Origin of the sequence: Atribacter laminatus, from assembly GCF_015775515.1 — a bacterium.
In the GTDB taxonomy this organism is placed as follows: Bacteria; Atribacterota; Atribacteria; order Atribacterales; family Atribacteraceae; genus Atribacter; species Atribacter laminatus.
In genome coordinates, this window is sequence record NZ_CP065383.1 from 2,300,360 (window position 1) to 2,326,240 (window position 25,881).

Sequence of the window (25,881 nt, forward strand, 5' to 3'; positions counted from 1 at the left end):
CACTAGGGGAGAGAAAAAAGAAAATAATTAATATTTCCATCTCTCTTGATGAGAAAAAGAGGAATGAGGGTGAAAAAGAGATTACGTGATATTTTTAACTTATAAATACTGATGGGGTAGACAAAATAGTAGGAATAATAGTATTCTTTTCAAAGGAGGTTCCATTAAACGATGAAAATAGCGTTAGGTTGCGACCATGGTGGTTATGAACTTAAGGAAGATTTGAAGAATTATTTAGAAGAACAAGGCCATGAAGTTGTTGATTATGGGACCAATAGCCCTGAGATGGTTGATTATCCTGATATTGTATTTCCCCTGGCTAAAGACGTGGCCAATGGCAAATGTGAAAAAGGAATTATCTGTTGTGGGACAGGAGTCGGTGTCTCAATAGCTGCGAATAAAGTTTATGGAATTCGAGCAGCCAACTGTCATGATACTTTTTCAGCGAGAGCTTCGAGGGAACATAATGATGCCAATATTCTTACCCTCGGAGGCAGAGTAATTGGAAAAGGCTTAGCACAAGAAATTGTTCAAGTATGGTTAAAATCAGAATTTATCGAAGGAAGACATCTGAGGCGCATTAATAAAATCTCAGACTACGAAAAGCAATGAACTCTCGACCGGATTGGGATGAATATTTTATGGCAATCGCCGAGTTGGTTAGTACTCGGTCAACCTGTTTAAGAAGAAAAGTTGGAGCCGTTCTGGTTCTCGATAGAAGGATTCTAGCGACTGGTTATAATGGAGCTCCCAGTGGTTTGGCACATTGCACCCCGGAGACCTGTTTGCGAGGTAAAAGGCAAATTCCTTCAGGGAGTCAGCAGGAACTCTGTCGTGGATTACATGCTGAGCAAAATGTTATAATACAAGCAGCCCTTCATGGGGTCAGTACCAGAAAATCAATTCTATATTGTACTCACAAACCTTGTTCGCTTTGTGCTAAAATGATAATCAATGCTGGGATTTCGAGGATTGTCTATCAAAATCCCTATCCCGATCCATTGGGAGATGAATTGATAAACGAGGCTGGTTTAGAAGTTTGTATATTTAAAGGTGGGTGCGAATCGTGACATTTCTTCATTTAATCGTGGCAAGTTTAGGAGCTTTTTTCCTTTCTTTCTTCTTTACGCCATTGATTATGAAGTTTTGCCAAAAAAAGAACCTTCTTGATCAACCAGATGGAAACCGTAAAATTCACAATACACCGAAATCTCGCTTAGGGGGAGTGGCGGTTGCAGGTTCCTTCTTTATTTCTCTTCTCCTATTCCGTTCTTTTCTGCCGTACCCAATGTCTTTTTGGTATATATTAGGATTAGCATTAATTTTTCTAACCGGTTTTTTTGATGATATTTTTAATTTACCACCCTGGAGCAAGATAGTTGGTCTTGGGATAGGTACTCTTATTCTTATTTTTGATGGAGTAATTATAGAGTTTATTACTCTACCATGGAATGTTCTTTGGTACATTGGGATTTGGGGAATTCCCTTTACTTTCTTCTGGATTTTAGGGATTACAAATTCCTTAAATCTTATCGATGGAATGGATGGTTTATCCAGTGGAATTGCCGCAATTGCTGCCTGTACTTTAGGGATCATTGCTCTACAACACGGTAGATGGGAATCAGCTCTTATTTCTTTTTTACTTATGGGTTCTGCAATTGGATTTCTTCCTTATAATTTTCCTCCAGCTAAAATATTTATTGGTGATGGAGGAGCGCTCTTTTTTGGGGGAGTTTTAGCGACGGTATCGGTGGAAGGAGCTCTTAAAAGTGCAACAACTTTTACTTTAGCTGTTCCTATCCTTATTCTGGGGATTCCAATTCTCGATACATTTTTTGCCATTGTTCGTAGGAAAAAGAATAAACTACCGATTACCAGGCCGGATCGTGGTCATCTTCATCACCGGTTATTAGAAAAGGGTTTAACCCAACGAGAAGTTATTTTACTTGTATATTTAATTAGTGCCAGCCTCAGCGTCCTGGCCATTTTAATTGACCGCTTCTTAGCGAATAGCACCTATTCTCTCCTGCTCACCTTAACATTATTCTATGTCTCTTGGAAATGGGGAAAACATTTAGGTGTAACGGAGCTTTCATGTGGGACTCAAAGAACAGAAAAAGTTTAAAATTGCATTCATTGCAGGAACCCGCCCTGAAATAATAAAAACCGCACCGGTTTATCTTGCCCTTGCTCATCACCAAGATTTTGAACCGGTTTTTATTAATACCGGACAACACCAGGAAATGTCTCATATGTTTTTAAGCTTATTCAATATTATTCCTGATTATGACCTTAATATTATGAAACACGGGCAATCACTCAGCTTTTTAACTGCATCTATTCTTCAGGAATTAGAAACTGTTCTTCAAAGTGTAAATCCCAATTGGATTTTGGTTCAAGGTGATACGACATCGGCGTTCTGTGGTGCCTTATCGGCTTTTTATCAAAAAATTCCTGTTGGTCATATCGAAGCTGGGCTTCGTACTGGGGATATCTACAGTCCCTTCCCCGAAGAAATGAATCGAATTCTTGTTGGTCGTATGAGTGCTTTTCATTTTGCTCCAACCCATAAAGCTAAAGATAACCTACTCAAGGAAGGGATCCCCCCACATAAGATAGTGGTTACTGGGAATACCGTTGTTGATGCGCTTCATTGGATTCAATCTCAAGATAAATGCCTTACACCTTCAGAAATAAATCGTTTTTTGCTCTCAAATCCGGACCAGAGGTTGGTTCTAATTACCGCTCATCGGAGAGAAAATTGGGAAGGTGGAATTGCGAATATTGCAGAAGCGATATCTCGATTAGCTAATCGTTTTCCAGAAATCATATTCGTTTTTTCGGTTCATCCGAATCCGGTAGTCAGGGACCAGATTTACGCAATTCTATCCAACAAGACAAACGTCTTTCTCCATGATCCACTTGACTATATTGATTTTATAAAAGTGTTGAGTCGGAGCGAATTAGCGATTAGCGATTCAGGAGGAGTACAGGAAGAAGCACCATCTTTGGGGATTCCGGTTATTATCACCCGGACAGCAACCGAAAGACCTGAGATTCTCGGAACTGGATTGGGATATTTAGCCGGAACGGATCAAGAAGCTATTATTCAAATAGCTACTGAATTGCTCACACAAAAAAAGAAAAAAGAAGCTAAAAATATCTTTGGAGACGGTTTTTCTTCTCAAAGAATTGTTCAAGCCCTTCTTTTTTCCCTGAGTAGGTCAAAAACGAAACCGGATGATTATTATTGTTGATTAGGAATATCTACCAGTTTTTCCCGCTAATTCTGCTGCTCGTAACCGAGCTAATGAGCGTTTAAGAGCAGCTTCAGCTCGAATAAAATCTGTTCCTGGAGTTTTATCTTTAATTCGTTGCTGGGCACGAGTGGCTGCCTCTTGGGCTCGGGCGATATCAATGGTATCAGCGCTTTCAGCACTATCGGTAATAATAGTAACTTGATAAGGGGTAATTTCTGCTGCACCACCACTTATAGCAACATATTTTTTCTGGTCATCTTGGGTTGTATACTTCAAAACACCAGTAAGAAGCTCTACTAAAAATGGAGCGTGACCAGGAAGAATCCCTCTTAATCCGTCAGGACATTCGAGAGTAATCGAATAAACTTCGGGGAAAATAGAAGTTCGCTCTGGTGTTACAATATGGAGCTCCATTTTTTTCATTCTTTTTTCAGCTCCTTCACTCGTGCTTCAACTTGTTCGATGGCGCCGGTCATATAAAATGCTTGTTCAGGCCAATCATCACATTGACCTTCGACAATATTTTGAACACCAACTAAGGTCTTTTCTAAGGGGACAAATTCTCCAGGAATACCGGTATAGTTTTCGGCTGCAAAAAATGGCTGAGTAAAAAATCGTTGCAGTTTTCGAGCACGATTGACAATCTTTTTATCTTCGTCAGAAAGCTCATCGATTCCTAAAATAGCTATGATATCCTGTAGCTCAAGATAATGAGCGATAATTTTTCTTGTTTCCTGTGCCAACTTCCAATGAGTGTCTCCAATAATCAAAGGATCGAGAGCTCTTGATGTTGATTGGACTGGGTCAACGGCTGGATAAAAGCCTTGTTCAAATATTTTCCTGGAAAGAACGGTAATGGAGTCAAGGTGGGAAAAGGTGGTGGCTGGAGCTGGATCAGTCAAGTCATCAGCCGGAACATAAACCGCTTGAACTGAGGTTATTGATCCATTAATGGTTGAAGCAATTCGTTCTTCAACCATTCCCACTTCTTCTGCCAATGTAGGTTGGTATCCCACGGCTGAAGGTAACCGTCCCATAAGAGCAGATACTTCTGATCCTGCCTGAACATAACGAAATATGTTATCGATGAATAGCAACACGTCTTGAGAAAGTACATCTCGAAAGTACTCTGCCATAGTAAGAGCAGTGAGAGCGACCCGAAAACGAGCTCCAGGTGGTTCGTTCATTTGGCCAAAAACCAAGACCGTGTGACTAAGCACCCCGCTTTTTTGCATTTGAAGGTAAAGCTCATTCCCTTCTCGAACTCTTTCTCCCACACCGGCAAAAACCGATACCCCACGATGTGCTGTAGCCGTCCGATGAATAAGCTCCATAATTAAAACTGTCTTACCAACGCCGGCGCCTCCAAATAAACCAGTTTTGCCTCCGGTGATATAAGGACAGAGCAGATCAATGATTTTTATTCCTGTTTCAAAGACTTGAGTTGATCCTGATCTTTCCGTCAGAGGCGGAGCTGAACGATGGATAGACATTTTTTGTTTCGCTTTAACTGGTGGTTTCCCATCCGAAGGTTCTCCTAAAACATTGAACATTCTGCCCAAAGTTTCTTTACCAACGGGAACTTGGATAGGATTTTCGGTGTCTATAACTGTAACCCCTCTTTGGAGGCCACTGGTATCCTGAATAGAAATACACCTCACCAAACCATCTTGGAGATGGCTCTGAACTTCAAGAACTAAGGGTTTAGAAGAGTTCTTGAGATTTCTTCTTTCGATAACCAGGGCATTGTGGATGGACGGGATCACTCTCGAATTAAACCTTACATCAACAACTTGTCCGATAACCTGTTCAACAATACCTGTATTCATTTATTTCACTCTTTCAAAAATATTTGTTATTTGGATTTAAATTGTCCCCAACACTTGGGAAGCACTTGTTACTTCGTTCAGTTCCTGGGTAATTTTTTCTTGACGTCTTTTTTGATAAGCTACCTGTAAAGAATGAATCATGTCTTCAGAATGACTGGTCGCCGCATCCATTATTTTTAAACGCGTTGCTTGTTCACTTAAAAAGGATTCGATTAAAAAGACATAGAGCTGACTGGCGACATACTCAAAAGTTAAACGTTCAACGAGAGTTGGAGTAGTACTAAGAATGTCGGTTCTTAAGCGTAAATCTGCTTGGATTTCAGTGGGTAGATTAATTCCCTGCATTGGAATTGGGATCACTCTTTGGATAATTGGTCGATATTCGTTGACCGAAAGGTATTGATTATGAGCAATATAAAGGTGAGAGAAAATTTGTTGCTCATGAAATGAACGAACTGTGTATAAAATTTCTCTGACATCCTGATAGTGAGGAGTTTGTTGAACTGGGAGAGAATGAGTTAAGAGGACTTCATAAGGGTTTTTATGGAATTGGTTAATTCCTTGAGTCCCCAAGATAATTAGATGAGGTTTATTTCCTTCATGTTCTTGGTCCTCCATGAAAGCTTTCATTTTATGAGCTAAAGTGACATTGAATCCTCCAACCAACCCTTTATCGGAAAAAATTCCAATGAGAGCAAATCCTCGAGGAGGATGGGGAGTAATTAATTCTTCACGATAATGTAGATGGACAATTTCATTTAACCGAAGAAGAGAATTGGAAAAAGTTTTGGCGTTTTCAAGAATTTTTTTCCCGGTTCTCCAACGAACTGCTGAGATAGTCTTCATAGCTCGAGTAACATGTTGAATTTGTTTTATTAAATCAATTTGGTTTTTTATGGTTTGTATTTTTGCCAATGCTTATATCCTTCTCAAGATAAAATATTAAAATTAAAATTAATAATTGAAGTTACATATAATCAAAGATGAGAAGTCCATTTAAGAAATTATTGGGTTTAATTTGAAACATTTTTTTCTTGAAGAAATTGTTCAGTAAAAGAACGAATAAATTCTTTAATTTCTTGTTCTAATCTTGAATCTAATTCTTTATCTTTTCGAAGTTCATTTAATAAATCAGCTTTTTCAAGAGCTGCTGTTTGATAAAGATTCGCTTCCCATTGTTTAACGAGATGAAGCGGTACATGATCAATAAGGCCTTGTGTTGCAGCGAATACAGCCAATATTTCCAGGGAGATATCCAAAGGTTGGTATTGAATTTGTGTTGTTAATTCCAAAACTCTTTTTCCATGCTCCAACTGTCGAGAAGTAATGACATCCAACTCCGAACTAAATCTAGCAAAATCTTCTAACTCAAAATACTGGGCTAAGTCAAGTCGGAGGCGTCGGGCGACCTTTTTCATGATCGGAGTTTGAGCTTCTCCACCAACTCGTGAAACCGAAAGACCGATATTTATAGGCGGTAAAAACCCTTTGGCAAATAGATTGCTCTCTAAGTAGATTTGACCATCGGTAATGGAAATAATATTGGTTGGAATATAGGCGGAGATATCACCTTCTTGAGTTTCTACGATAGGGAGTGCTGACATTGACCCTCCTCCTAGATCATCAGACAGTTGAGCACTCCGCTCCAGTAAGCGAGAGTGAAGATAAAAAATATCACCAGGATAAGATTCCCGTCCGGGTGAACGCCTCATGAGGAGCGAAAGAGACCGATAGGCTACTGCGTGTTTGGAGAGGTCATCATAAATAACTAGAACATCTTGGCCCCCATTCATAAAAAATTCTGCAATGGTACAGCCGCTGTAAGGAGCTAGATAAAGAAAAGCTGGAGAGTCTTCGGCTGAAGTTGAAACAATAATGGAGTATGCCATAGCATTATATCTTTTTAAAATGTCAACCATTTCTGTTATTGCCGATAACCTTTTCCCAATAGCCACATAGACACATAATACATTTTTTCCTTTTTGGTTAAGTATAGTATCAATGGTGAGGGTGGTTTTCCCGGTTCTTCGATCACCGATAATTAATTCTCTTTGTCCTTTTCCAAGTGGAATCATGGCATCAATCGTTTTTATACCCGTGAAGAGAGGCCTATGAACCGGTTGTCGTTGGATAACTTCAGGAGCGTGCAACATAATCGGTCTTTTATAACGGAAATCAGGCGCTGGATTACCATCTAAAGGATTTCCTAAGGGATCAATTATACGGCCCAATAATTCATCACCAACCGGAACTTCTAAAACTCGATTGGTACGAAATACTCTATCTCCTTGTTTTATGAGAGAATGGTCTCCGAATAGAATACAGCTAATCCGCTCTTTTTCTAAATTAAAAACCTGCCCTTTTAAACCATGTGGAAAAATGAGCATTTCACCCATCATGGCTTCTTTTAAACCAGCAATGGTTATTACGCCACCTTGGACCTCGATTACTTCACCAATTTCATTAATCTCCGGTTCAGGGATATATCCTTGAACAACTTGTTTGGCTTTTTTTATTGTATCGGTTAAAATTGCCATTAAATCATGCCTTCCTTCATCTTGTCGAGTTGAGTCCGCAGGCTGCAGTCGATTAGAATTTCTCCATAAATGATGATGATCCCTCCAATGAGAGAGGAATCTACTTCCTCTTGGAAAACCATTTGGTCGATATTCCCAATTCGGGATAATTTATTTTTAACTATTTTTTTTTGCGATAGAGTCATCGGAAGTGGAGTGATGATTTTAACGATTTCTTTATTATTATTGCTTACCATGTTGTACATCCGTTTTAATTTCGATTTTATTAATCGCTTCTTCTAAAAGCTGCTCAATTAACTGGTCCTGCTTGGATATATCGATTCGTTCATGAAGTAATTTAGCAGCCATCTCAGTTGAAATATCAATAATATCCAACTTCAGATCAGAATAAAGTTTGTCAATTTCAATTCTGGCTTTTTCTTCAGCAGTTTGCTTAATCTTCTCGCTTTCCTGGTAAGCCTCGTCAATTATCTTTGATTTAATCTTTACTGCTTCTTGATTGGCATATTCCTGCATTTCTTGGTATTTAATATGAATATTTTTACTTTCTTCTTCATATTTTAAACGCAACTCTTCAGCTGCTTTTTTTTCTTTCTCAATTTTTTCCATTTCTTCACGGATATGATTTGAGCGCTTATCCAAAGCTTGAACCACCGGTTTGAAAAGAAATCGAAATAGGAGAGCAACCAAGATAAGAAAATTGATAATTTGAAAAATTATACTTCGATCAATACTAATCATGGTTTATGAAAACCTCATTTAAAGACATATTTGAGTAGGGGATTGGCAAAGAGAAGAATCAAGGAAACCACTAATACATAAATTGCTAAGGATTCGAGTAAAGCAAGACCAACAAATAATGTTCTACTGATTGGTCCGGTTGCCTCAGGTTGGCGGGCAATTCCTTCCAGTGCTTTCGAACAAGCTTTTCCTTGACCTAAAGCTGGAAAAATAACGCCAATAGCTATCGCAAAACCTGCAGTAAAAACCGTTACACATAAGAAAAGGATTTCTCCTTGCACCTTTAGTCACCTCTTTTGGGTAAATTTAATGGATTCTATCACTATCAAAGTAAAAACACAAACTTATAAACTTTTGCGGAACGATAAATATCTAAAAGCTGCTAGGGGAGGGTTTAATTAAGTTTCGCCTTCTTTTTCAACTGCAGCACTTAAATAAACGATGGTTAATATTGTAAAAATATAAGCTTGGATGACCCCAGTAAAAATTGCAAACAACATCATTGGAACCGGAACAAATATCGGAGCAAGAATAAAAAGGATAGCAATGACAATTTCTTCACCCAGTATATTACCAAATAAACGAAGAGCCAGTGAGAATGTACGAGTTATTTCACTTATAATATGAAAGGGAGCCATCACTGGGGAAGGTAAAATATAAGTTTTTAAGTAATTTTTCCATCCCTGAATTTTTACTCCATAATAGGGGACTGCGGCAAAAACTATTAAAGCCAGAGCCAGAGCAGTATTAAAATCACTGGTCGGTGCCTCTAAGCCGGGGACAAGACCGGTAAGATTTGCTGCTCCGATAAATAATGCCAAAGTACCAATTAATGGGAGGAAAATCCTTCCCCGAGAGGGTGCCATGTCATCAATCATATTCATGATACCTTCAACAAATAATTCCAATAAATTTTGTAAACGGCCAGGCAAGAATTGCAACTTACGGGTTAAAAGAATTGAAACCAAAACTAAAAAACCCATGACTAACCAAGTTGCTACTACTGTTGTCGTAACCGGTAATGGTCCAATCATAAATAATACGTGTGGTCCTAAATTTTCCATATCACTTTCACCTTTAAAAGAATTTAATACTGATAATCCAGACTGTCAAGAAGTATGTAATGAAAAAACCTAAAAAAAACATGAGAATATCTGGTTTTATATATTTTAAAATAAAAATAATAAAGACTCCCGTGGTTGCTAAGCGACCAATAAGTCCAGTAAACGGCTGATATTTTTTAAAATAAATTAATTTTTTGACATTCCAAGCCACTAACCAGGCAACAAATGTAGAAAGACCTGCTCCTAAAAGGATACTAATGATGGCTTTGATTATCGTGTTCATTTTTTTTATCTTTTTTTTCGTATTTTTTTATTTCTTTGTCAAAAAACTGGTAAAGGTTATAAAAAGCAAAAAAAATTCCTAAAATGAGCATTGAAAGCGTCCAGGAAAATCCTTTTGGATACTCTCGATCCAAGTATTGACCTAAAAATAGTCCTAAGATTATAGGTGCAACTGTCATCCAAGAGATATCCCAGATTTGCCCAAAATTTTTCCAGATATTTTCATCGAAACCCCTACGTGTTTTTCTCATAGACTTATTATAAACCAAATTCCGTCTTTGATGACCAATAGTCAATCAATCTATAACTCTCTGTGAGAAACTCTTGAAAAAATATCCAACACCAGCTAATATAATAGCAATAGGGGCGGAAATAGCTCAGTAGGTAGAGCATCGGCTTCCCAAGCCGAGGGTCGCGGGTTCAAATCCCGTTTTCCGCTCCATTATTTTTGGTAAAGCCAAAATATCAATCCCTTCCCCTTGATGACTTCTCAAAATCCCTTCTAAGAGCAACGGCCTAATCTTTTTTTGAGATAATAATTTTGAACTCAATTTAAAGGTGAAACGTAATTCTTGAATAATTCCCTAACCTGTAATTCAGCAATACCATCAACTTGAACGGGTTGGTTTATTTCTATTTGTTTATAAATCCATTTCCTAGTGTAACGAATGGTCCACCCCATTTCTTCAGCCTTGCTATTGATGATTCTGGAACGCAAACTTCGGGCAACACACCCCTCTGTTTTCCAAAGATATTTCAATGTTTCATATCCTTCTTTATCAATCAAATATTGATTAATTGTTTGAATAAATCCTTCTTGGGTAATCTGTTCATAAGATTGACCTACGTTTATAATTTTCCCGTTAACTATTTGCCGATATATCCATCGAATTAAAACATCCAAACTAAAATTTTCAACATCCTGAGCGTAAAGATTTTCATAATAATAAAACAGTTTTGCTGCTTCACGAATTGTAAGAGGGAAAGTAAAATAATTAATTAGCTTATTTCCCTTATTGCCTAACTTATCATTCTTCTTTGATTCAAAGAGTATTTCTAACTTATCACCCTCAACCACCAAATCAGACCTCTTCTTCACTTCATTTAACTTTAATCCTCTAATGGTATTCTTTAGATATATTCTAAATGACCCTTTACTCAATGGTGCTTTCCAGTTTTTCATTAATGCTTCGTAGGTATCCCACGCATAACTTTCAATATCTTCTTTCTTTATGTTCATATGCTTTTGTAAAAATTTTATGAGATATTTAAAAATATATGTTTTAAGCAATTCATTCTCTTCTTGTCCCTGGCGAAGAGCCCAGATACACATTTGGGTGATTATTTCTTCTTGGGAGGCTTCCTCGACAAAAATGATAGGAGAGGGGTGGGGATGAATCTTCCTTAAGTCAGTCTTTGTTTTGGTTATTAATTTTTTATCTTCTCTGAGACGTTTAAATTTCTTTATGTCAATTTCAAGAAGTTTACATTGAGTTTTTATATCGTCAATTCTGGGGAGATTCCCTTTCCTGCTTTCTTCCAACATCCAGGGAATTCTTTTGATTGCTTCCTCTCGATTTTTACCGGCATTTAGCATTACTTCTAAAACATCTTGATAAACTCTATTTTTAATCATATATCTTAAACAAGCAGTTTGCCAAAAGAACAGTCGAGTATTGATATATTTATCTTCTTGTTCTACTTCATAGTGTCCCATATGAAAAGTTTTAGAAAAAATCATATCATCAACTTTCGGGAAAGTTAGTAAACCAGAAAAGATAAAATAAAAATACATATCATAACCCATAAGAAGAACTACGTTAATATGATTTGGTCCGGGTTGAGGTTGATATTCCATAAACCAACTATTTTCATCTTTTATATCAGTAAACTTATACCTATCATCTTCGGACAACAACTGAATAAATAAAGATTCTCGATATGTCCATTGGTTGATTCCTTCACTAGGATGAAATTCTCTTAATCGAGTAAGATTGTCTTCCATTCTTCTAGAAACTAGATTCCAGCCTTTTATTAATTCTTCCGGGGTAAATTCCTTCTCATCCATTTTTCATTAACCTTCAATAATCTTATAGGACACTTTTGACATTATTAAATTATAGCATTAAAAGTTAAAAAATTAAATATAGGAGGAAATATGGTGAACAAAATGAAATTTCTCCGGTTAAGTCGGGGGATGAAAACTTGGGAATTAGGAGCCCGGGTAGGGTGTGGTGAAGTTTTTTTGAACGGTGTTGAAAATGAAAGGATAAAGGCGAGCTCTGAATTGTTAAAGAAAATTTCAAATGAGCTTGGAACTACAAAAGAAGAATTGTTTGAAAGAGTAGAAATTAAAGCGGTGGGAGTCAAGTAATGAAAATATCAACAAAAAAAATCCTGGTGGTCATCATATTCCTTGGTCGGGAGTAACCACCAGGCAAAAAAAAGGAGAAAAAACGTGCACTCCTCGACAACAATTATAACAAAGACTGGTAAAGTTATCGACTTGTGGAAAATATACAAAGTAAAGGGCAAAATACTTTACAAATCGTTAAGCGGTTCTGGTCATACCCTAACAACCCCCCCAGGGTTCGCTGTTGACTATGGGATATTTTTAGAAGCCCGGGATAAAGGGTGTCGGTTCGTCCAGTTTTATGATAGGGAAGTTGAGATTTTTTATACAGCAAAAATTGAAGACTTTTTATCAAAGGGATTCCGGTTTAATCGAGGATTCGGGGAGCAAGTAGGACTTTCATTATCGAAGTGGATAAAAACAAATACGTCAAAAATTTCGAGAAAATTAATTTTTGAAGCTCCATACTTCCCATTTTTTAAGGACAACAATGGACAATAAAAAAGAAATAATTGAAACCCTAAAAGCCCTCTACTCTTCCAATTCAGTTATTGAATTGCGAATTCCCAAATCAAAATATGGTCTGGTGAGCGGTTATTTCAATGACTTCAACCTCCTGGCCGAAGCAGTAATGAAATTTGATGGGAAAGTTGCCGGAATTTATATCACCCTTAACATAGTTAATCCAGACCTTCTATATCGGGCTAAGAACAAGTTGAAGTTTGGCCGGGAAGCCAATCCTACCACCAGTGACCAAGATATTACTGAAATTAGTTGGTTACCCATGGATTTCGACCCGGTCCGGCCTTCTGATATTTCAAGTAACGATGAAGAACATGAAAAAGCATTGGCAAAGGCACAGGAGGTAAGGGAATGGCTGACCGTTCAAGGATGGCCAACCCCTATTTTTTCAGATTCAGGAAACGGAGGCCATTTGATTTATCCGGTCAAACTTCCCAATGACCAAGAAAGCCGAAAGCTAATAGAAAAGTGCTTAAAGGCCTTGGACTTTCTATTCTCTGATGAGGTGGTCAAAATTGATACTAAAGTTGGGAATCCAGGGAGAATTTGGAAACTGTATGGCACAATAAGCGCTAAGGGCGAAAACTCTCCAGAACGACCCTGGAGACGGTCAAGAATAATTGAAACCCCAGAAAAGTTAATCCCTGTAACCCGTAAGCAATTGGAGAAATTAGCCGGTTTTCTTCCTGAGTCCCCAAGAGGTAAGGTTAATGGAAGTATTGATATTGAACGATGGTTAGATGAACACAACATTAAGGTATCCAAAATTAAAAACTGGAACGATGGAATCCTTTATGAACTTGAAGAATGTCCTTGGAATCCGGAGCATAAACGGACAGCATACATTATCCAATTTTCCAGCGGTGGAATAGCTGCAAAATGTTTCCATAATAGCTGTAGTGAAGAAAATTGGTGGACCCTTAGAGACATGTTGGAACCTGGATGGAGGAAGAATAAGCCGGAGAAAAACCAAGATGATAACCCTATCTCATATCTTTCTGTTAACGATATTTTAGCCCAGGAAAAGGACATCATCCCTCTTTGGGGAAATATGCTTTTTTCTGAAGCGGTCCATATACTTGTTGCTAATACTGGGGTTGGGAAAACTACCTTAATTTATAATCTCATTATTCATGCTGCAAATGGTGATGAGTTCCTGGGTGCTCAATTCTCAAGGCCTTTGAAGGTACTCTATTTGACTTTGAAACCCCCCGGGCTCTCCGAGGCCATAAGCTCAAAGCGATAAAAGGATATAAGAGAGCAGCTGAGAATATCCTCATTATTGAAAATCCACTTACCATGGAACAGTTGAAAAGTGAAATAATTAAAAACCATTTTGACATAGTAATCATTGACACTTACGACCTCTTCTTTCCCATGGATAAAGAGGACGATAACGGAAAAATCAATAAAAATATCATCGGACCTTTACTCACTATTGCCCGGGGAACTGGAGTAGCGATAATCTTAGTTCATCATTGTTCAAAAGGCGCATTGGAGCGTGACAAAACCCAAAGAGGCCGGGGAGCGAGTGTACTCAATAATCATGCCCACGTTCTAATTAACTTAGAAACGACCCAGGATGAGGAAATACTTAAACTGGATGTTGTGAAAAACCGTTTTATGCCTAATGTATGTGTGTATCTCAAGAAGGTTTGCGGTGAATTTGAGGTGGTAGACCGGCCGGACTATGAATTTACTAAAACCCAATTGGCCGAGAAATGCATTTTAAAGGTTTTGGAAAAAGGAGAACAGCAATTAAAGGACATCCTTTATGAAGTGGAAAATATGGGAATATCAGAAAAGACCGGGCGGTTGGTTTTAACTACCTTACAAACTTCGGGGAAAATAATTAGAAGCAGTTACGGAAAATATTGCGAAGCGGGGAATTCAGAAAAATTACCAAGTTGCCAAAATATGGCTATACAAAGCGAAGAAAACCTGGTAATCCAAGTTGGTAATGACTTGGTAAATTACCAAGTTCCTCAAAACCAACTTGGTAATACAAAAGATGATTACCAAGTTCCATTACCAGGTTTTTTAGGCTCTACAAAGCACCTTAAACCCCAACTTGGTAATTTGGTAACACAATTAGACGATAAAGATAATACCTCAAACAATAAAACAACCTCCAAGGAAGAAAACCTTTCTAAAATTCCTCCTCCCAGAGAAGAACCAGTGAAAACAACCGAGAAAAAGAATCCATTAAAAGAAGTAACGATATGACCACCTTTGAACTTCTCGAGGAATTAAAAAAGCGAAAGATAATTATTTATTTATCGGAAGGGAAAATAAAGCTAAAAGGGGAAGAGGAAACCCTCACCCCGGAACTCATTGACACCATTCGAAAGTATAAATCGGAATTAGTGAAGTATTTGACCGAACGGTCAAGGAATGATGACCAGACCGAATGGGTAAAATATGCTCAATGGGCCTGGACTGGAATCCTCTTAGAAGCTGAGAGACAAGGCGATTCTGAACGAGCCCATTTTGCCAAACAAGTCTTGGAAACGATATAGTCTTAAAAAGGCTTATATTTAAAAAAAGAATAACATAGAGTTTGAATACAGATGACCTCTTATACAAAAGGAATCAGCACAGAATAAGAAGGTGAACGAAAATAACCGACAATGAGCGACTAAAACTCAAAGATGAAGCGATTATCAGCGCATTATTAGCGACTGGAAGCCAACGGGAAGCCGGCCGGTGCGTCAAGGTGTCAGAAAGTACCATCAGGAGGAAACTAAAGAATCCGGCATTTATAGAACAATACGACCAGGCCAGGCGGAAAGCCTTTTCAATAAGTTTAGGACGGTTACAATACATGACAACCCAGGCTTGCTCAGTGATTGAGGAACTTCTCAACTCTAAGAAACCTTCAAGTACCCGATTGAGTGCAGCCCGGACCATTCTTGAATACGGTGTGAAATGGTTGGAACTTTCCGATATAGAAACCCGGTTAAGCTCACTGGAAAAGAAGATGGAGGGAAAGTAATTTTGAGACAATTTCAAACCCGACTGGAGAAGTTAGAAAACTGGAAGATGAATAGTACCTTTGTTCCTCCGATGATTTTTACCTTCGATCCACGGACAGAAACTCAGGAAGAATTTGAAAACAGGGTTAGTAAGGCCAAAGAATCCATACCAGAAGAGGGCCAGGCGATAATAATTAAAGTTCGGAAGAAATACAAAGAATCGGATGAAAAAGATAAGTAAGAGAATCTATGAATTACTTTTTAAAGTTGTTGGAAAGACAGAATCGCTATTTATTAAGGTAGTATAAGCGTAAGAAAGGTCTTTTATTCTTTGGGTGGTATGTTTATACCTTTTTAGAAAGTTAGGAGCTTTCTATGCCATGCTATCAACGGATAAAGGGCAATGTTTAAGCGATAGTTTGGAAATTCAGAATGATATTGGTAAAACAAAAAGTGCGTAAAGACTAGTAAAGATGATTAAGGTTACATATTCTGAGAAAATTGGTTCTTAGAAAATCAGCATTTGATTTAATCCATATCTCTAAGAACCAATTTTTGGACTTCCAGAAAATCTCAAATTCATTTATTTTGCTCAATAGTAATAAATACTGCCGGTTCGTCTCCTATTACCCAACCATCGTGACCAGGTGAGATAATGACTACATCATTTGGTTTCAGGTCCTTTTCGGTTCCATCGGAAAACTTTATGTGAAGTTGTCCTGAAATCAATATCCCAACGTGAGTCATTTCACACCAATCCGTTTTAACCTGAGGTTTTACATCTTGAGACCAACGCCAACCTGGTTGATAGGTTTGTTTGTTAAAAGTATATCCATCCAATTTCATAATTTCGAATTTCATCTTGGACAGTTTTTTGGTTTCATCTGCAATATCAAAACTTTTAATGAGAATATTGTCCATATTCATCACCCACTTTATACCAATAAAACCCTTTCAATCGAAAAATATTCTTTCTTGTATATCCTAAAATTAATAACATTTTTATTTACTTATCCTAATGTCTATTTATAGAAATTAAAAATCTGACCAAAAAAGATAATTATATAGATTATAATCTCAACTTTCGCAGTTCAATAATAGCACTTTTTCTCTCAACCATGCTGGAAGACTATTTACAAAATAGATGAGTAGCTCTTTGACTTTTTCTTCTGAAAGGACAAGAATCTGTTTGATGGTCGTCTTCAGGAGCTCAAGAAGAAGAGTGAGTGCTTCCATAAGAGTGATATCCTGAATTTCATCATAGCAGGCATAGAAAAGCTCGCCAAAGGTTCGGGGATCGGTGTTTCTCCGGGCAATAACCGCGAGCATGATATAGCGGATAAAGACGATACTGGTATGGGATACCAGAGCATCATAGGATCGAACCTGAAATTCTCGAGTGAGTTTCAAGACCGATTTCACCATCTTGAAGAAAACCTCGATATCCCAGCGTTTCCCATAGAGGGTGACGATCTCGTCTTCAGAAAGAGACAGATCGGTTGAAAGCAGTGCCAGCCACTGGTTTTTTTGTTTTTCACTTCGGACCAAGACGATGCGGGCATACAGGGGGTTATCAGTCAAATTGAGATTAATCACACAAGATCCAAGGATCGGACCCTGTGGTCTTTTCTGAATCCGGTTGAAAAGAGAGGAAAGAGAAAGAACTTTTCCACCAAAAGAATAGTAAATTTTTGGGGTGTTTTTGAGCATGCACACCACTGATAATCCGCGAAGAGCACATTTGCGGATGAGGGCTGGAAAACTGAACCAACTATCAAAGAGAATAGTTGAGACCAAAGGACAGTGTTTCAAGGCTCCATCCAGGAGGTTGAAGAAGACATCTGGAGCTTTTTCTTGGGATTCTTTCCGAAGGTGAGCTCTTTTGCTCCGCCCATCAATGGAGGCATCCATGGGACAGAGCTGGTTTTCTTTTTGGTGAGAACTTAACAATGAAAAAGCAAAGGGAATGAATGTAGCACCATCGGTGAGTCCTAAAGTGAGCATTCTGAAACCCCGACTGAACCGTCCTTGGGCGTGATCATAGAATCGAGAGAGCCCTTCAACTTTCAAGCTCCGAGGCCGTTCATAGGGGGAATCATCCACCACCCAGGTGTAGCGTTTCAAACTGGTAAAAGGAAGGAGCGCTTCAGAGACTACTTTGGTACTCAAAAGAAAGAGCAATTTTCGCCAGCTCCCACTGGTCTTGTGGAGGAAACGGTAAAGAGTGTCTTTCTTTCCTTGGAAAAGGGGATGTCGAGATTGGAGAAGACCAGCAACGTTTTTCTGAGTAAAGACTAGGAGAAAGATCATCTGAAAGACGTCTTTGACTGGGAACCCTTTCTTTTTGTTCATATGGCATTTTCGAAACAGTTGGTTCACTTTAAACTCCTTCATAAAGGAGGAAAACATGGGTAACAAGGTCCTTTCATTTTTCAAATTTTCTGGTAGGATAGTCATGAAGACACCTCTCTCTTTGTGGTGATTGGTTTTTTTCCTTAAGTCAATTCTACCAGAAAGGAGGGGTGTTTTCATTAAAAAACCCTTTAAAATCAAGGTTTTTCAGCATTTATTTTAGTGCGAAAGTTGAGTTATAATATTTAAGATATTTCTTTCTTTTTTGGATAACGTATACTAAAGTTCGCAATTTCGCACCTTGAAAAAAGCCACCGGAGACTCCAAAATGAAGGTTGTACGAAACAAAAACTTCATCGAGGAGGAATATCCGATGGCTCAAAATAATCATACACCATATCTTTTAAAAAATGCTCCTTGAATTCATGACTCAAACCTGATCCGCTTTATGCAATGCTCGAGTGGCTGACCAATGAACTTATGAAACTAAAACTGAAAACAAAGTAGGGGCTCACCAAGGAGAGCATTGTTCAACCCGAACCACCATTCTTTCGGTATCCGAGTCAGACGATTTGATACGAGGTTAGGAACCATCTACCTTCTGGTTCCAAAACTAAGGAAAGGAGGCTATATTCCTTTTTTTGTGACTAAAAAGGAAACGCTCCGAACAAGCCCTCCTGAAAGGTGGTTCAAGAAGCCTTTATCAATGGTGTTTCCACCTTAAAAAATGGAGCGCCTCGCTCAAAGCTTAGGGATTCAAATCCCTCTTTTGCTGGTCAAGGATCAGAAATCACCAAAGATCTCAACGAACAAGTCGAATGGTTCCGTACCCGTCCTTTGGAAAAAGAATACCCAGTCATTTGGGTTGATGCCCTCTACGAGAAAGTTCGCTGTGAAAGACACGTCATCAGCATGGCGGTAGCTGTTGTCCAAGGTCTGACCAGCGAGGGAAATCGAGAGATCCTGGAGGTCGAATCCTTGATAGCTTGAATCAGAAGACACCTATACTCATCTCTTTGAACAGCTTAAAAGCCGAGGAGTGGAAACCGTCTGGCTTTGTGCATCCATTGCTCATGCAGGACTGAAAAATGCCATTTTAGAAATGTTTCTTAGGATCAAGTTGGCAACGCTTTCAAAGTACACTTTATGCGAAATATAGTGGTCCATATCCCCCATAAAGAAAAAGAATCCATAGCCCTCAACTCAAAACAAATCTGGTACCAGCCTGACCAAGAGAGTGCGAAACGGGTTGTTCTGTTGGTCATCCAGGAATACCGAGATCGCTTTCCTCAAGCCATTGCTCTTTTAGAGGAAGGACTGGAAGATTCCTTACAATTCCTGGCTTTTCCTCACCTTGACCAACGAAAGATCTCTTCGACCAACTCACTCGAGCGGATTCACAAAGAGATTCGTCGTCGAACCCGAGTGGTAGGGATCTTTCCTACCACCGATTCCTATCTCCGGTTGGTCACCAGTTATCTCATTGAGTATACTGAAGATTGGATGAGGAGTAAAAAGTATATCAGCTCTGAGGCGATTACCGAGCAACAAGCAGAGCTTCTAAAGATAGCCTAAAAAAAGAAAAGAAAACAAAAAGAAAGAAAGAGGCTGTGGATAGATGGACAACCCTGCGGGTTGACCACAGATCCACAGCCCGACGACTCATGAATAGTTATTCACTAAAACAACAGAAAAAATTGACCAAATAGAAAGGTCCTATTCTTCTCTTTATTTTTTATCATTCATATTGCTGGAAGAGGAGGTGAATAAATCGAGTCATTGTTCAAAGAGAGATGACTTTCCATTCAAGTAAGGTCATCTCTGTGTTCAAAAAGGGTCTCCGGTGTTTGCTAAGAGTAAATTGCGAACATTATTTGACACATACAATAGTAAAAATAAATATATTTTACAAACAATTATTTTTAATTGTTAGAATATGAATATTTATAAAATTCATATTGGAATTTAAATATTCTTTATCCTCTTCTTATTAAACAAATTAACCGGTGAAGCGGTCTCATGCTCTCTCTTCAAATCTTCTCCCGTCAAGGCCAAATATCTCTTTGTCATATTCAAATCAGCATGGCCCATAGTCCGTTGAAGGGCAAAGACATTCCCTCCATTACGAAGGTAGATTAGAGCGAAGGAATGACGGAGAGAATAGGGGGTGATTGAATGGCCAAGTTGTTGACTGTATTTCTTCAATCGGTGAGCCCAGGAGGTTTCAAGCATGGGTTTTCCCTCATAGGAGCAAAAGACTGGTACGGTATCACCCCAGGCATTCAAACGACCCTTTATTAACTTCTGAAGGTAGGTAGCAGTAAGGGGAGAGATTGGAACGGTCCGGGTTGATTTAGTTTTGGCTATTTCCTTTCTGATGGTAACCTCCAGGCCAAGAAGATTTATATCCTTTGGGAGAAGGGATAAGGCCTCACTGGGACGGACTCCGGTATCAAGGGTGAAAAGAATTAGACAGTAATCTCTTAACCCGGTAAAGGTTCTTTTATCAGGTTTTTTGAGGAGTTCCATTAAAAGTTCCTGGGAAATATTTCGAGCCTTATACTCATCCTTCCTTACCGGGAAATCGATTGGATTATTAGGAATAACTCCTATCTTCACCAGGTAAGAAAAGAAACATTTTAAATATTTCCGTCTTATATTGAAAGTTGCTGGAGCAATATCAGAAACGGCAAAATACTTTGAGACTTCTTGACTGAGTAAATAATAATCATCTAAACAGTCAGGTGAATTTTTGAAGAAACGAGGAATATGATGTTGATAATCTTTAATAGTTCTTTCCCGGCAACCCTGGATTTTCTTTTCTGTTATAAATTCAGAAAGATATTCCCTCCAGGTTAAAACTTCAATCAGTCTTAAAGTTCTTCCCATTGAAAACACTCCTTCCAAGAGCATCGGCCTCTTGATTTATTTCAATGGGAAGAGATTTAATTTATGGCTTTGTTGAGCCTTTCAAGCTCAGTAGGTAGAGCATCGGCTTCCCAAGCCGAGGGTCGCGGGTTCAAATCCCGTTTTCCGCTCCATTATTTTTTGTCAAAAACCAATTTCTTTAGTTTACTCCTCAGCATATTTGCTAATTGATTCGGCAGTGATTCTTAAGCGAGGAAGACATTCGGGATAATTTTTTTGAATGAAGGTAATAAGCTTTTCCCGAACTTCGCAACGTAATTCCCAGGCGGAAGAAGAGTCGGCAACACTCATCAAGGCTCTTAGCTCCATTGTCGTTTCTTTGCTATCGGTAACTTGAAGGGCACTGACTCTTTTATCCCACCAAGGTGATTGGTCTAATATATTTAAAAGCTCATGGCGGAGCTCGTCAACGGGAAGGCGATAATCTACATAGAGAAATACTGTCCCTAACATATCTGATGATGTTTTTGTCCAGTTTTCAAAAGGATGCTCCAAAAAATAGCTGGTAGGAACAATTAGACGTCTTGAATCCCATATTTTAACAACCACATAAGTAAAATTGATTTCTTCAACTCGACCCCACTCATTCTCAACAATGACCACATCATCAATCCGTATCGGTTGAGAAAACGCAATCTGAATACCAGCGATTAACGCCGCTCCAGTTTTTTGAGCTGCAAGACCAACAACAATACCCATTATCCCTACTGAGGTTAAAAGGCCTGTTCCTAAGGTCCGTACGCTCTCAAAACGCAACAAAGCAACTGATATGATGACAATGGCTACAATAATGATGCCAAGATGTTTAAATACCATAAATTGAGTATGTATTTTACGGGCAAAAAGATTATCTTTTTCATCCATGCGATATTTTTGAATTAGAAAGTCCTCAAAAACCGAGATCAATTTCACGATTGACCAGCCAATAGCAAAAAGGGTAATAAAATAAAGGAAAGATTGAAGAAATGCATAGATTTCTGGAGAAATAGGAGTCTGCAAAAGTGAAATAGCAGTTCGGATTGCAATTATTATAAAAAATAATCGCACAGGATCTTTTAAGTGTTTAACCAAATACTTATCTAAGTTAATCGTTGTATAGTCTGTTATTCTCTTGAGGATTCGAAATAAAATAAAGTGTACGAAATATCCAATGAAAATAGCGATCGCAAAAAAGAGAATCATCCAAAAGGAATCATGCAATAGATTTAACATAAAAAATCACCTCTCGTTTCAGGGTGTACTATCGTCTCTATCAGGTGATATAAATTGGTCAGACGTAGTAATGATAATGTAGTAAAAAATAGCAAAACACAGCCAACCTATTTTTCGATTGGTGAATTTGAAATGAAGGTTTTTTATTTTCCAAATTAAAAAAATCGAAACGGTTTGTTTCTACAATACCTTAATCCCTCGATGAAGTCTACTTTTCAATTCATATTAAAATACACGGGCATGATAAATCAAGCCACTATAAAAGTTTTAAAAGGCGTCATCCTGAGTGGTGTTTTCCCGAGTAAGGATCACTTTTTTAGTTTTTTCTTTTATTCTTTTTTTATTCACCCCCTTGCTCCCTTTCTCAACCTTTTTCGTGACCGATTACTGTAGCGACGTGCTATGGCTATGGCATGTCGAATCTTGGTTTTCATCCCCATCTGGCGACATAAAAAGTAACATGAAGGTTTATTTTGTAAATATTATAGGAATTGACTAAAGTGAATTATTGAATTAAATATGATTTATGATATTCAGAATTAATCGTAATTAGGGAGGGAAGACTCTTGAAAAAGCTTTTATTGGTTTTTTTATTGGTTTTGATGATTTCATCAATTGCCTGGGGACAAATATTTAGGTGCTACCAAGACGACAAATTGTTCCTTATTAATTTAGATTATATAGTTTTTATTGAGATTGGAAAGCCAATTACCAATGATGACGGAACGAATAACTGGCCTATTACCTTATCAAGTCATTTTAAGCAGATCAATTTGATTTTAACCACTGAAGAAAAGGATTTTTTATTTGAGCTCTATTATTTAAATCATTAAAATAAATTATTTTATCTATTTTTATAACTGATTAATTGTTATAATAAAATGAAAGAGAAACTATAAATAAGGCAAGTATACAGGGAGAGGAGGAGAAAATATAACGAATAAAATATAAAACTATTTAAAGATCATTCTTAATGAGCATGAGTGTTTTAATGGAATTTCCGGTATCTATCATCATTTTGATTTAAAAATCTCACTAAAAATTAATCAAATTTGATAGAATGCCGAATAATCATTTATGGATATTAATAAATAAAAAAGGGGGTTGTAAATTCTATGAAAATGAAGGTTTTTTTAATCGTAATGGCAATTTTAGTGTTAGCTATGATGATGGGAACATCGGGCTGTATTGAAGATGAACCGCTTCCTCCAGGATTCGGGAAAGTATCCATTTGTTCTTCATCGTCGAGTGTTTATGGGAGAGTGTATATTGATGGAAATCGAATTGGCAATGCTTATCTTAATCCAAACGGCTGTTTGTTCAGTTTAGCTAATGTAAAATTATATGAAGAACATATTGTACGAGTTGAGACTGATTGGGGAATTTCTTATACTGAAAGGTTTTATCCAACCTATTCAGGATATACAGTAACAATTTATTAACATGAAAGTCTCTTATAAGGAGAAAGGGTTTATAAAATGAAAAAATATGTTTCTGTCTATTTATTTCTTAAATTCTTCTTAGTGTTTCTCTTTTTAGCCGGATTTTCAAGTATGGTTTTGGCCAAATCTTCGGTTACTTTTCAATTTAATATTTCACCCGAGGACCACCGTTCTCTACCTCGGTCTTCTCAAATCTCACTCTCTACTGACCGAGGCGATGGGGGGTTTTATTCGGTGGGAGAAAGGGTAAACTTGCGTTACCGAACCAGCGTGGGTGGCTACATAACTCTTGCTCAATATAACCCTGGAGGGAGTGCTCAAATCATTGAAGAAAACAAATTTGTTCGGGCCAACTCTCCACAAATGGTCAGCTTTATGGCGAAAGAGCCAGTTGGAACTCACCGGGTTGTAATTATTTTAACTCCTGACACTATACCACGAAATAGAATTCAAGAATTTTTAAGGAATCCAAGCCGCATTTCATCCATATTCGGGGGTCAGTACGCAGTCAACCGAACTGAATTTGTGGTTGATGGTGGTCAAGTTGAACCATTAATTGAGGTTCAACCGGCTACATTTAATCTCAATTCTGGTTCTACGCAGACATTTTCTATTAGATTAACAGACTATTCTGGACGGCCAATCCCTGGTAAAAATTTATTATTGGATGCCCCCTATGGGACTTTAAGCGCCCATCAAATACGAACTAACAGTCGAGGCATGGCCACCTTTACTTATACAGCTTCTTTTGTAAGAAGGTCATCGGTTAGGATTTCAGTTTTGTTCCCTGGCGATACCGATCATGGTTGGACATCAACCGAAATTGTAGGGCATATTCGTTAAGAAAGGTGTCCATTGAAAATAAAATAGTCTTGATGAAAACTAAAGGGGTTTTAGAAAGTAATTTTATTAATAGGAAGAATCATCTTTTTTGCTTTTTTATTATTTGAAAAAAAGAGATTAACAAACCACTATCAGAGCTATTAAGAAATTACTTTGCTCTTTAGAGGTATTTGGGGAAAATGGATAGTTGTTAAAATAACGGGCGCTTCTCTTATAAAGCAAGGTTCAAGTTATTAGAGAAGTGCCCGATAAATTTAGTATTTTTCGAAGGTTTATCAACCACCGGAAGGTATAATCTAAGCTTAATCCTTAATTTCTTTTTTACCCAGTAACTCTTCAACCTTCCGGAGCCATTCTCGAATTGGAATATTTTGGGGACACTTTTCTTCACATATTCCACATTGAATACAAGAAGCAGCATGCATTTCTTCGGGAAAAATGTTTTGATAAATATTTTTATTTAAATTGACTTGATTAAAAACCAAAGCGGTGTTGAACAATTCAAAATTACGTGGAATGTCCACTTGATTGGGGCAGGGCATACAATAACCGCATTTGGTACAGGGAACTGGATTCATGGAAGAATATCTTGACTGTGCTCTTGATATAGTATCCAGTTCCTCAGAACGAAGAGAATTGACATCAGAATGATTCGCGCTGTTTATGTTTTGTTGAACCTGTGTAAAGGAGCTCATTCCACTGAGTACCGTCGAAACTTCAGGTTTATTCCAAAGCCATTGTAATGCCCAATCAACAGGGGAGCGTTGAGGATTAGCCTGGTTTAGCAAGGAGAGAATCTCTGGATGGGGATTGGCTAACGTTCCCCCTAAAAGCGGTTCCATGATTACCACCGCAATGTCCTTTTTAGCAGCATATTTTAATCCTTTTGTGCCTGCCTGGACATCTTCATTCATATAATTATATTGAATTTGGGCTATCGACCAACGATCATAGGAATCAATAAAAACCTTAAAGACGGAAAATGGTTCATGACAGGAAAAACCAAAATATCGAAAAAGACCTTTATCAATTGCTTTTTCAGCCCAGGAGAATATTCCCAGGTTGAGAAGTTGATGAAAAGTTTTCTTTTTAAGATTGTGTAACAAATAAACATCTAAATAATCAGTTTTTAATCTACTAAGTTGTTCATGTAAAAAACGGTCGAAATCATTGCTTTTTTCCACTAACCAGATAGGCATTTTGGTGGTTAATAATACTTTTTTCCGATAGCCATCTTGCAGTGCTCTGCCAATTACTTCTTCGCTTCTCCCGTTATGGTATGTATAAGCGGAATCGATATAATTTACACCGTTATCAATTGCATATTGCAGCATGCGAATGGTTTCCGCTTCATCAATTTCCCCAGATGATGGCTTGTGATCAATGGTTGGAAGTCTCATGCATCCGAAGCCAAGTGCGGAGACTTTTTCTTTTGTCGAGCCGAGTATTCGATATTTCACTGACTGGAATCCTCCGATTAAATATATTTATTTTGACCTTATTAGGAATTTTTTATAGATACCTACCAAGGGTAGTTAAAG

33 protein-coding genes and 1 tRNA gene are annotated in these 25,881 nt (G+C 37.9%); 18 read left to right on the forward strand and 16 right to left on the reverse strand.

Annotated elements, in window-relative coordinates; genetic code table 11:
* Positions 1 to 171: 171 nt before the first annotated feature.
* The 4 genes from rpiB to wecB are packed head-to-tail and all read left to right on the forward strand — an operon-like array spanning position 172 to position 3,257.
* Complete coding sequence (rpiB, locus tag RT761_RS10320) at positions 172 to 612, forward strand: ribose 5-phosphate isomerase B (protein ID WP_218111339.1); 441 nt, start codon at positions 172 to 174, stop codon at positions 610 to 612.
* Entirely contained in the window at positions 609 to 1,070 is a 462-nt protein-coding gene (locus RT761_RS10325) for a deoxycytidylate deaminase (RefSeq protein WP_218111340.1), read from the forward strand. Before rpiB ends, RT761_RS10325 begins: the two co-directional genes overlap by 4 nt.
* Complete coding sequence (locus tag RT761_RS10330; protein ID WP_218111341.1) at positions 1,067 to 2,125, forward strand: glycosyltransferase family 4 protein; 1,059 nt, start codon at positions 1,067 to 1,069, stop codon at positions 2,123 to 2,125. The genes RT761_RS10325 and RT761_RS10330 overlap by 4 nt, the downstream gene beginning before the upstream one ends.
* A complete protein-coding gene (gene wecB / locus RT761_RS10335; protein ID WP_218111342.1) occupies positions 2,097 to 3,257 on the forward strand; it encodes a non-hydrolyzing UDP-N-acetylglucosamine 2-epimerase in 1,161 nt (386 codons plus the stop codon). Before RT761_RS10330 ends, wecB begins: the two co-directional genes overlap by 29 nt.
* On the opposite strand, the gene atpC is transcribed toward wecB, so the two are convergent.
* The 10 genes from atpC to RT761_RS10385 form a co-directional block, all read right to left on the reverse strand.
* Positions 3,258 to 3,683: an ATP synthase F1 subunit epsilon gene (gene atpC, locus RT761_RS10340; RefSeq protein ID WP_218111343.1), complete on the reverse strand. Its 426-nt coding sequence runs from the start codon at positions 3,681 to 3,683 to the stop codon at positions 3,258 to 3,260.
* On the reverse strand, positions 3,680 to 5,089 hold the full coding sequence (atpD, locus tag RT761_RS10345; protein ID WP_218111344.1) for a F0F1 ATP synthase subunit beta: 1,410 nt from the start codon (positions 5,087 to 5,089) through the stop codon (positions 3,680 to 3,682). Before atpD ends, atpC begins: the two co-directional genes overlap by 4 nt.
* A gap of 36 nt (positions 5,090 to 5,125) precedes the next feature.
* Positions 5,126 to 6,004 (reverse strand): F0F1 ATP synthase subunit gamma, encoded by an 879-nt coding sequence (locus RT761_RS10350; protein WP_218111345.1) that lies wholly within the window; start codon positions 6,002 to 6,004, stop codon positions 5,126 to 5,128.
* A 98-nt stretch (positions 6,005 to 6,102) separates the two neighbouring features.
* A complete protein-coding gene (locus RT761_RS10355) occupies positions 6,103 to 7,626 on the reverse strand; it encodes a F0F1 ATP synthase subunit alpha (RefSeq protein WP_218111346.1) in 1,524 nt (507 codons plus the stop codon).
* Positions 7,626 to 7,862 (reverse strand): F0F1 ATP synthase subunit delta, encoded by a 237-nt coding sequence (locus tag RT761_RS10360; RefSeq protein ID WP_218111347.1) that lies wholly within the window; start codon positions 7,860 to 7,862, stop codon positions 7,626 to 7,628. The genes RT761_RS10355 and RT761_RS10360 overlap by 1 nt, the downstream gene beginning before the upstream one ends.
* Positions 7,849 to 8,367 carry a F0F1 ATP synthase subunit B gene (gene atpF, locus RT761_RS10365; RefSeq protein WP_218111348.1) on the reverse strand — a complete coding sequence of 173 codons (519 nt, stop codon included), beginning with the start codon at positions 8,365 to 8,367 and terminating at the stop codon, positions 7,849 to 7,851. Before atpF ends, RT761_RS10360 begins: the two co-directional genes overlap by 14 nt.
* Positions 8,368 to 8,381: 14 nt before the next feature.
* The gene (atpE, locus tag RT761_RS10370) at positions 8,382 to 8,648 is read right to left on the reverse strand and encodes an ATP synthase F0 subunit C (protein WP_218111349.1); all 267 of its coding nucleotides are present in this window, start codon (positions 8,646 to 8,648) and stop codon (positions 8,382 to 8,384) included.
* A gap of 117 nt (positions 8,649 to 8,765) precedes the next feature.
* On the reverse strand, positions 8,766 to 9,431 hold the full coding sequence (locus RT761_RS10375; RefSeq protein ID WP_218111350.1) for a F0F1 ATP synthase subunit A: 666 nt from the start codon (positions 9,429 to 9,431) through the stop codon (positions 8,766 to 8,768).
* Positions 9,432 to 9,444: 13 nt separating this feature from the next.
* Positions 9,445 to 9,714: an ATP synthase subunit I gene (locus RT761_RS10380; protein ID WP_218111351.1), complete on the reverse strand. Its 270-nt coding sequence runs from the start codon at positions 9,712 to 9,714 to the stop codon at positions 9,445 to 9,447.
* A complete protein-coding gene (locus tag RT761_RS10385; protein ID WP_246465351.1) occupies positions 9,686 to 9,964 on the reverse strand; it encodes an AtpZ/AtpI family protein in 279 nt (92 codons plus the stop codon). The genes RT761_RS10380 and RT761_RS10385 overlap by 29 nt, the downstream gene beginning before the upstream one ends.
* Before the next feature lie 115 nt (positions 9,965 to 10,079).
* Between RT761_RS10385 and RT761_RS10390 the strand changes: the two genes are divergently transcribed.
* Positions 10,080 to 10,155, forward strand: a tRNA-Gly gene (locus tag RT761_RS10390).
* A 105-nt stretch (positions 10,156 to 10,260) separates the two neighbouring features.
* Here RT761_RS10390 and RT761_RS10395 read toward each other — a convergent pair.
* The gene (locus tag RT761_RS10395) at positions 10,261 to 11,781 is read right to left on the reverse strand and encodes a hypothetical protein (RefSeq protein WP_218111353.1); all 1,521 of its coding nucleotides are present in this window, start codon (positions 11,779 to 11,781) and stop codon (positions 10,261 to 10,263) included.
* Between the two features lie 90 nt (positions 11,782 to 11,871).
* On the opposite strand from RT761_RS10395, the gene RT761_RS10400 reads away from it, so the two are divergent.
* The 7 genes from RT761_RS10400 to RT761_RS10430 all read left to right on the forward strand — a co-directional run bounded on the left by RT761_RS10400 (position 11,872) and on the right by RT761_RS10430 (position 15,804).
* Complete coding sequence (locus RT761_RS10400; RefSeq protein ID WP_218111354.1) at positions 11,872 to 12,087, forward strand: helix-turn-helix transcriptional regulator; 216 nt, start codon at positions 11,872 to 11,874, stop codon at positions 12,085 to 12,087.
* Between the two features lie 42 nt (positions 12,088 to 12,129).
* Positions 12,130 to 12,567: a hypothetical protein gene (locus RT761_RS10405; protein ID WP_218111355.1), complete on the forward strand. Its 438-nt coding sequence runs from the start codon at positions 12,130 to 12,132 to the stop codon at positions 12,565 to 12,567.
* The gene (locus RT761_RS10410; RefSeq protein WP_218111356.1) at positions 12,557 to 13,834 is read left to right on the forward strand and encodes an AAA family ATPase; all 1,278 of its coding nucleotides are present in this window, start codon (positions 12,557 to 12,559) and stop codon (positions 13,832 to 13,834) included. The genes RT761_RS10405 and RT761_RS10410 overlap by 11 nt, the downstream gene beginning before the upstream one ends.
* A gap of 53 nt (positions 13,835 to 13,887) precedes the next feature.
* Positions 13,888 to 14,814: an AAA family ATPase gene (locus tag RT761_RS10415; protein ID WP_218111357.1), complete on the forward strand. Its 927-nt coding sequence runs from the start codon at positions 13,888 to 13,890 to the stop codon at positions 14,812 to 14,814.
* Positions 14,811 to 15,107, forward strand: coding sequence for a TubC N-terminal docking domain-related protein (locus RT761_RS10420; RefSeq protein WP_218111358.1), 297 nt, complete (start codon positions 14,811 to 14,813; stop codon positions 15,105 to 15,107). The genes RT761_RS10415 and RT761_RS10420 overlap by 4 nt, the downstream gene beginning before the upstream one ends.
* 197 nt (positions 15,108 to 15,304) lie before the next feature.
* Entirely contained in the window at positions 15,305 to 15,583 is a 279-nt protein-coding gene (locus RT761_RS10425; RefSeq protein ID WP_218111359.1) for a hypothetical protein, read from the forward strand.
* Between the two features lie 2 nt (positions 15,584 to 15,585).
* Positions 15,586 to 15,804, forward strand: a complete 219-nt coding sequence (locus tag RT761_RS10430; protein ID WP_218111360.1) for a hypothetical protein — start codon at positions 15,586 to 15,588, stop codon at positions 15,802 to 15,804.
* A 338-nt stretch (positions 15,805 to 16,142) separates the two neighbouring features.
* Here RT761_RS10430 and RT761_RS10435 read toward each other — a convergent pair whose 3' ends face one another.
* Both RT761_RS10435 and RT761_RS10440 read right to left on the reverse strand, forming a co-directional pair.
* Positions 16,143 to 16,484 (reverse strand): cupin domain-containing protein, encoded by a 342-nt coding sequence (locus RT761_RS10435; RefSeq protein ID WP_218111361.1) that lies wholly within the window; start codon positions 16,482 to 16,484, stop codon positions 16,143 to 16,145.
* Positions 16,485 to 16,640: 156 nt separating this feature from the next.
* On the reverse strand, positions 16,641 to 18,095 hold the full coding sequence (locus RT761_RS10440) for an IS4 family transposase (protein WP_218111362.1): 1,455 nt from the start codon (positions 18,093 to 18,095) through the stop codon (positions 16,641 to 16,643).
* Positions 18,096 to 18,599: 504 nt separating this feature from the next.
* Between RT761_RS10440 and RT761_RS14195 the strand changes: the two genes are divergently transcribed.
* From RT761_RS14195 to RT761_RS10455, 3 genes are read left to right on the forward strand one after another with little or no spacing between them, the layout of a single operon-like run.
* The gene (locus RT761_RS14195; RefSeq protein ID WP_218111363.1) at positions 18,600 to 18,905 is read left to right on the forward strand and encodes a transposase; all 306 of its coding nucleotides are present in this window, start codon (positions 18,600 to 18,602) and stop codon (positions 18,903 to 18,905) included.
* A 49-nt stretch (positions 18,906 to 18,954) separates the two neighbouring features.
* Positions 18,955 to 19,074: a hypothetical protein gene (locus RT761_RS14305; RefSeq protein WP_343073750.1), complete on the forward strand. Its 120-nt coding sequence runs from the start codon at positions 18,955 to 18,957 to the stop codon at positions 19,072 to 19,074.
* On the forward strand, positions 19,062 to 19,490 hold the full coding sequence (locus tag RT761_RS10455) for a transposase (RefSeq protein ID WP_218111364.1): 429 nt from the start codon (positions 19,062 to 19,064) through the stop codon (positions 19,488 to 19,490). The genes RT761_RS14305 and RT761_RS10455 overlap by 13 nt, the downstream gene beginning before the upstream one ends.
* A gap of 390 nt (positions 19,491 to 19,880) precedes the next feature.
* Here the strand turns inward: RT761_RS10455 and RT761_RS10460 are convergent, their stop codons facing one another.
* Positions 19,881 to 20,804, reverse strand: a complete 924-nt coding sequence (locus RT761_RS10460; RefSeq protein ID WP_218111365.1) for a tyrosine-type recombinase/integrase — start codon at positions 20,802 to 20,804, stop codon at positions 19,881 to 19,883.
* A 183-nt stretch (positions 20,805 to 20,987) separates the two neighbouring features.
* Positions 20,988 to 22,055 (reverse strand): mechanosensitive ion channel family protein, encoded by a 1,068-nt coding sequence (locus tag RT761_RS10465; protein ID WP_218111366.1) that lies wholly within the window; start codon positions 22,053 to 22,055, stop codon positions 20,988 to 20,990.
* A 566-nt stretch (positions 22,056 to 22,621) separates the two neighbouring features.
* Here RT761_RS10465 and RT761_RS10470 point away from each other — a divergent pair.
* From RT761_RS10470 to RT761_RS10480, 3 genes are all read left to right on the forward strand, one after another.
* The gene (locus RT761_RS10470; RefSeq protein WP_218111367.1) at positions 22,622 to 22,888 is read left to right on the forward strand and encodes a hypothetical protein; all 267 of its coding nucleotides are present in this window, start codon (positions 22,622 to 22,624) and stop codon (positions 22,886 to 22,888) included.
* A 282-nt stretch (positions 22,889 to 23,170) separates the two neighbouring features.
* A complete protein-coding gene (locus RT761_RS10475; RefSeq protein WP_218111368.1) occupies positions 23,171 to 23,497 on the forward strand; it encodes a hypothetical protein in 327 nt (108 codons plus the stop codon).
* Positions 23,498 to 23,533: 36 nt separating this feature from the next.
* A complete protein-coding gene (locus tag RT761_RS10480; protein ID WP_218111369.1) occupies positions 23,534 to 24,340 on the forward strand; it encodes a hypothetical protein in 807 nt (268 codons plus the stop codon).
* A gap of 302 nt (positions 24,341 to 24,642) precedes the next feature.
* On the opposite strand, the gene RT761_RS10485 is transcribed toward RT761_RS10480, so the two are convergent.
* Positions 24,643 to 25,800 (reverse strand): aldo/keto reductase, encoded by a 1,158-nt coding sequence (locus RT761_RS10485; RefSeq protein WP_218111370.1) that lies wholly within the window; start codon positions 25,798 to 25,800, stop codon positions 24,643 to 24,645.
* Between the last annotated feature and the right edge of the window lie 81 nt (positions 25,801 to 25,881).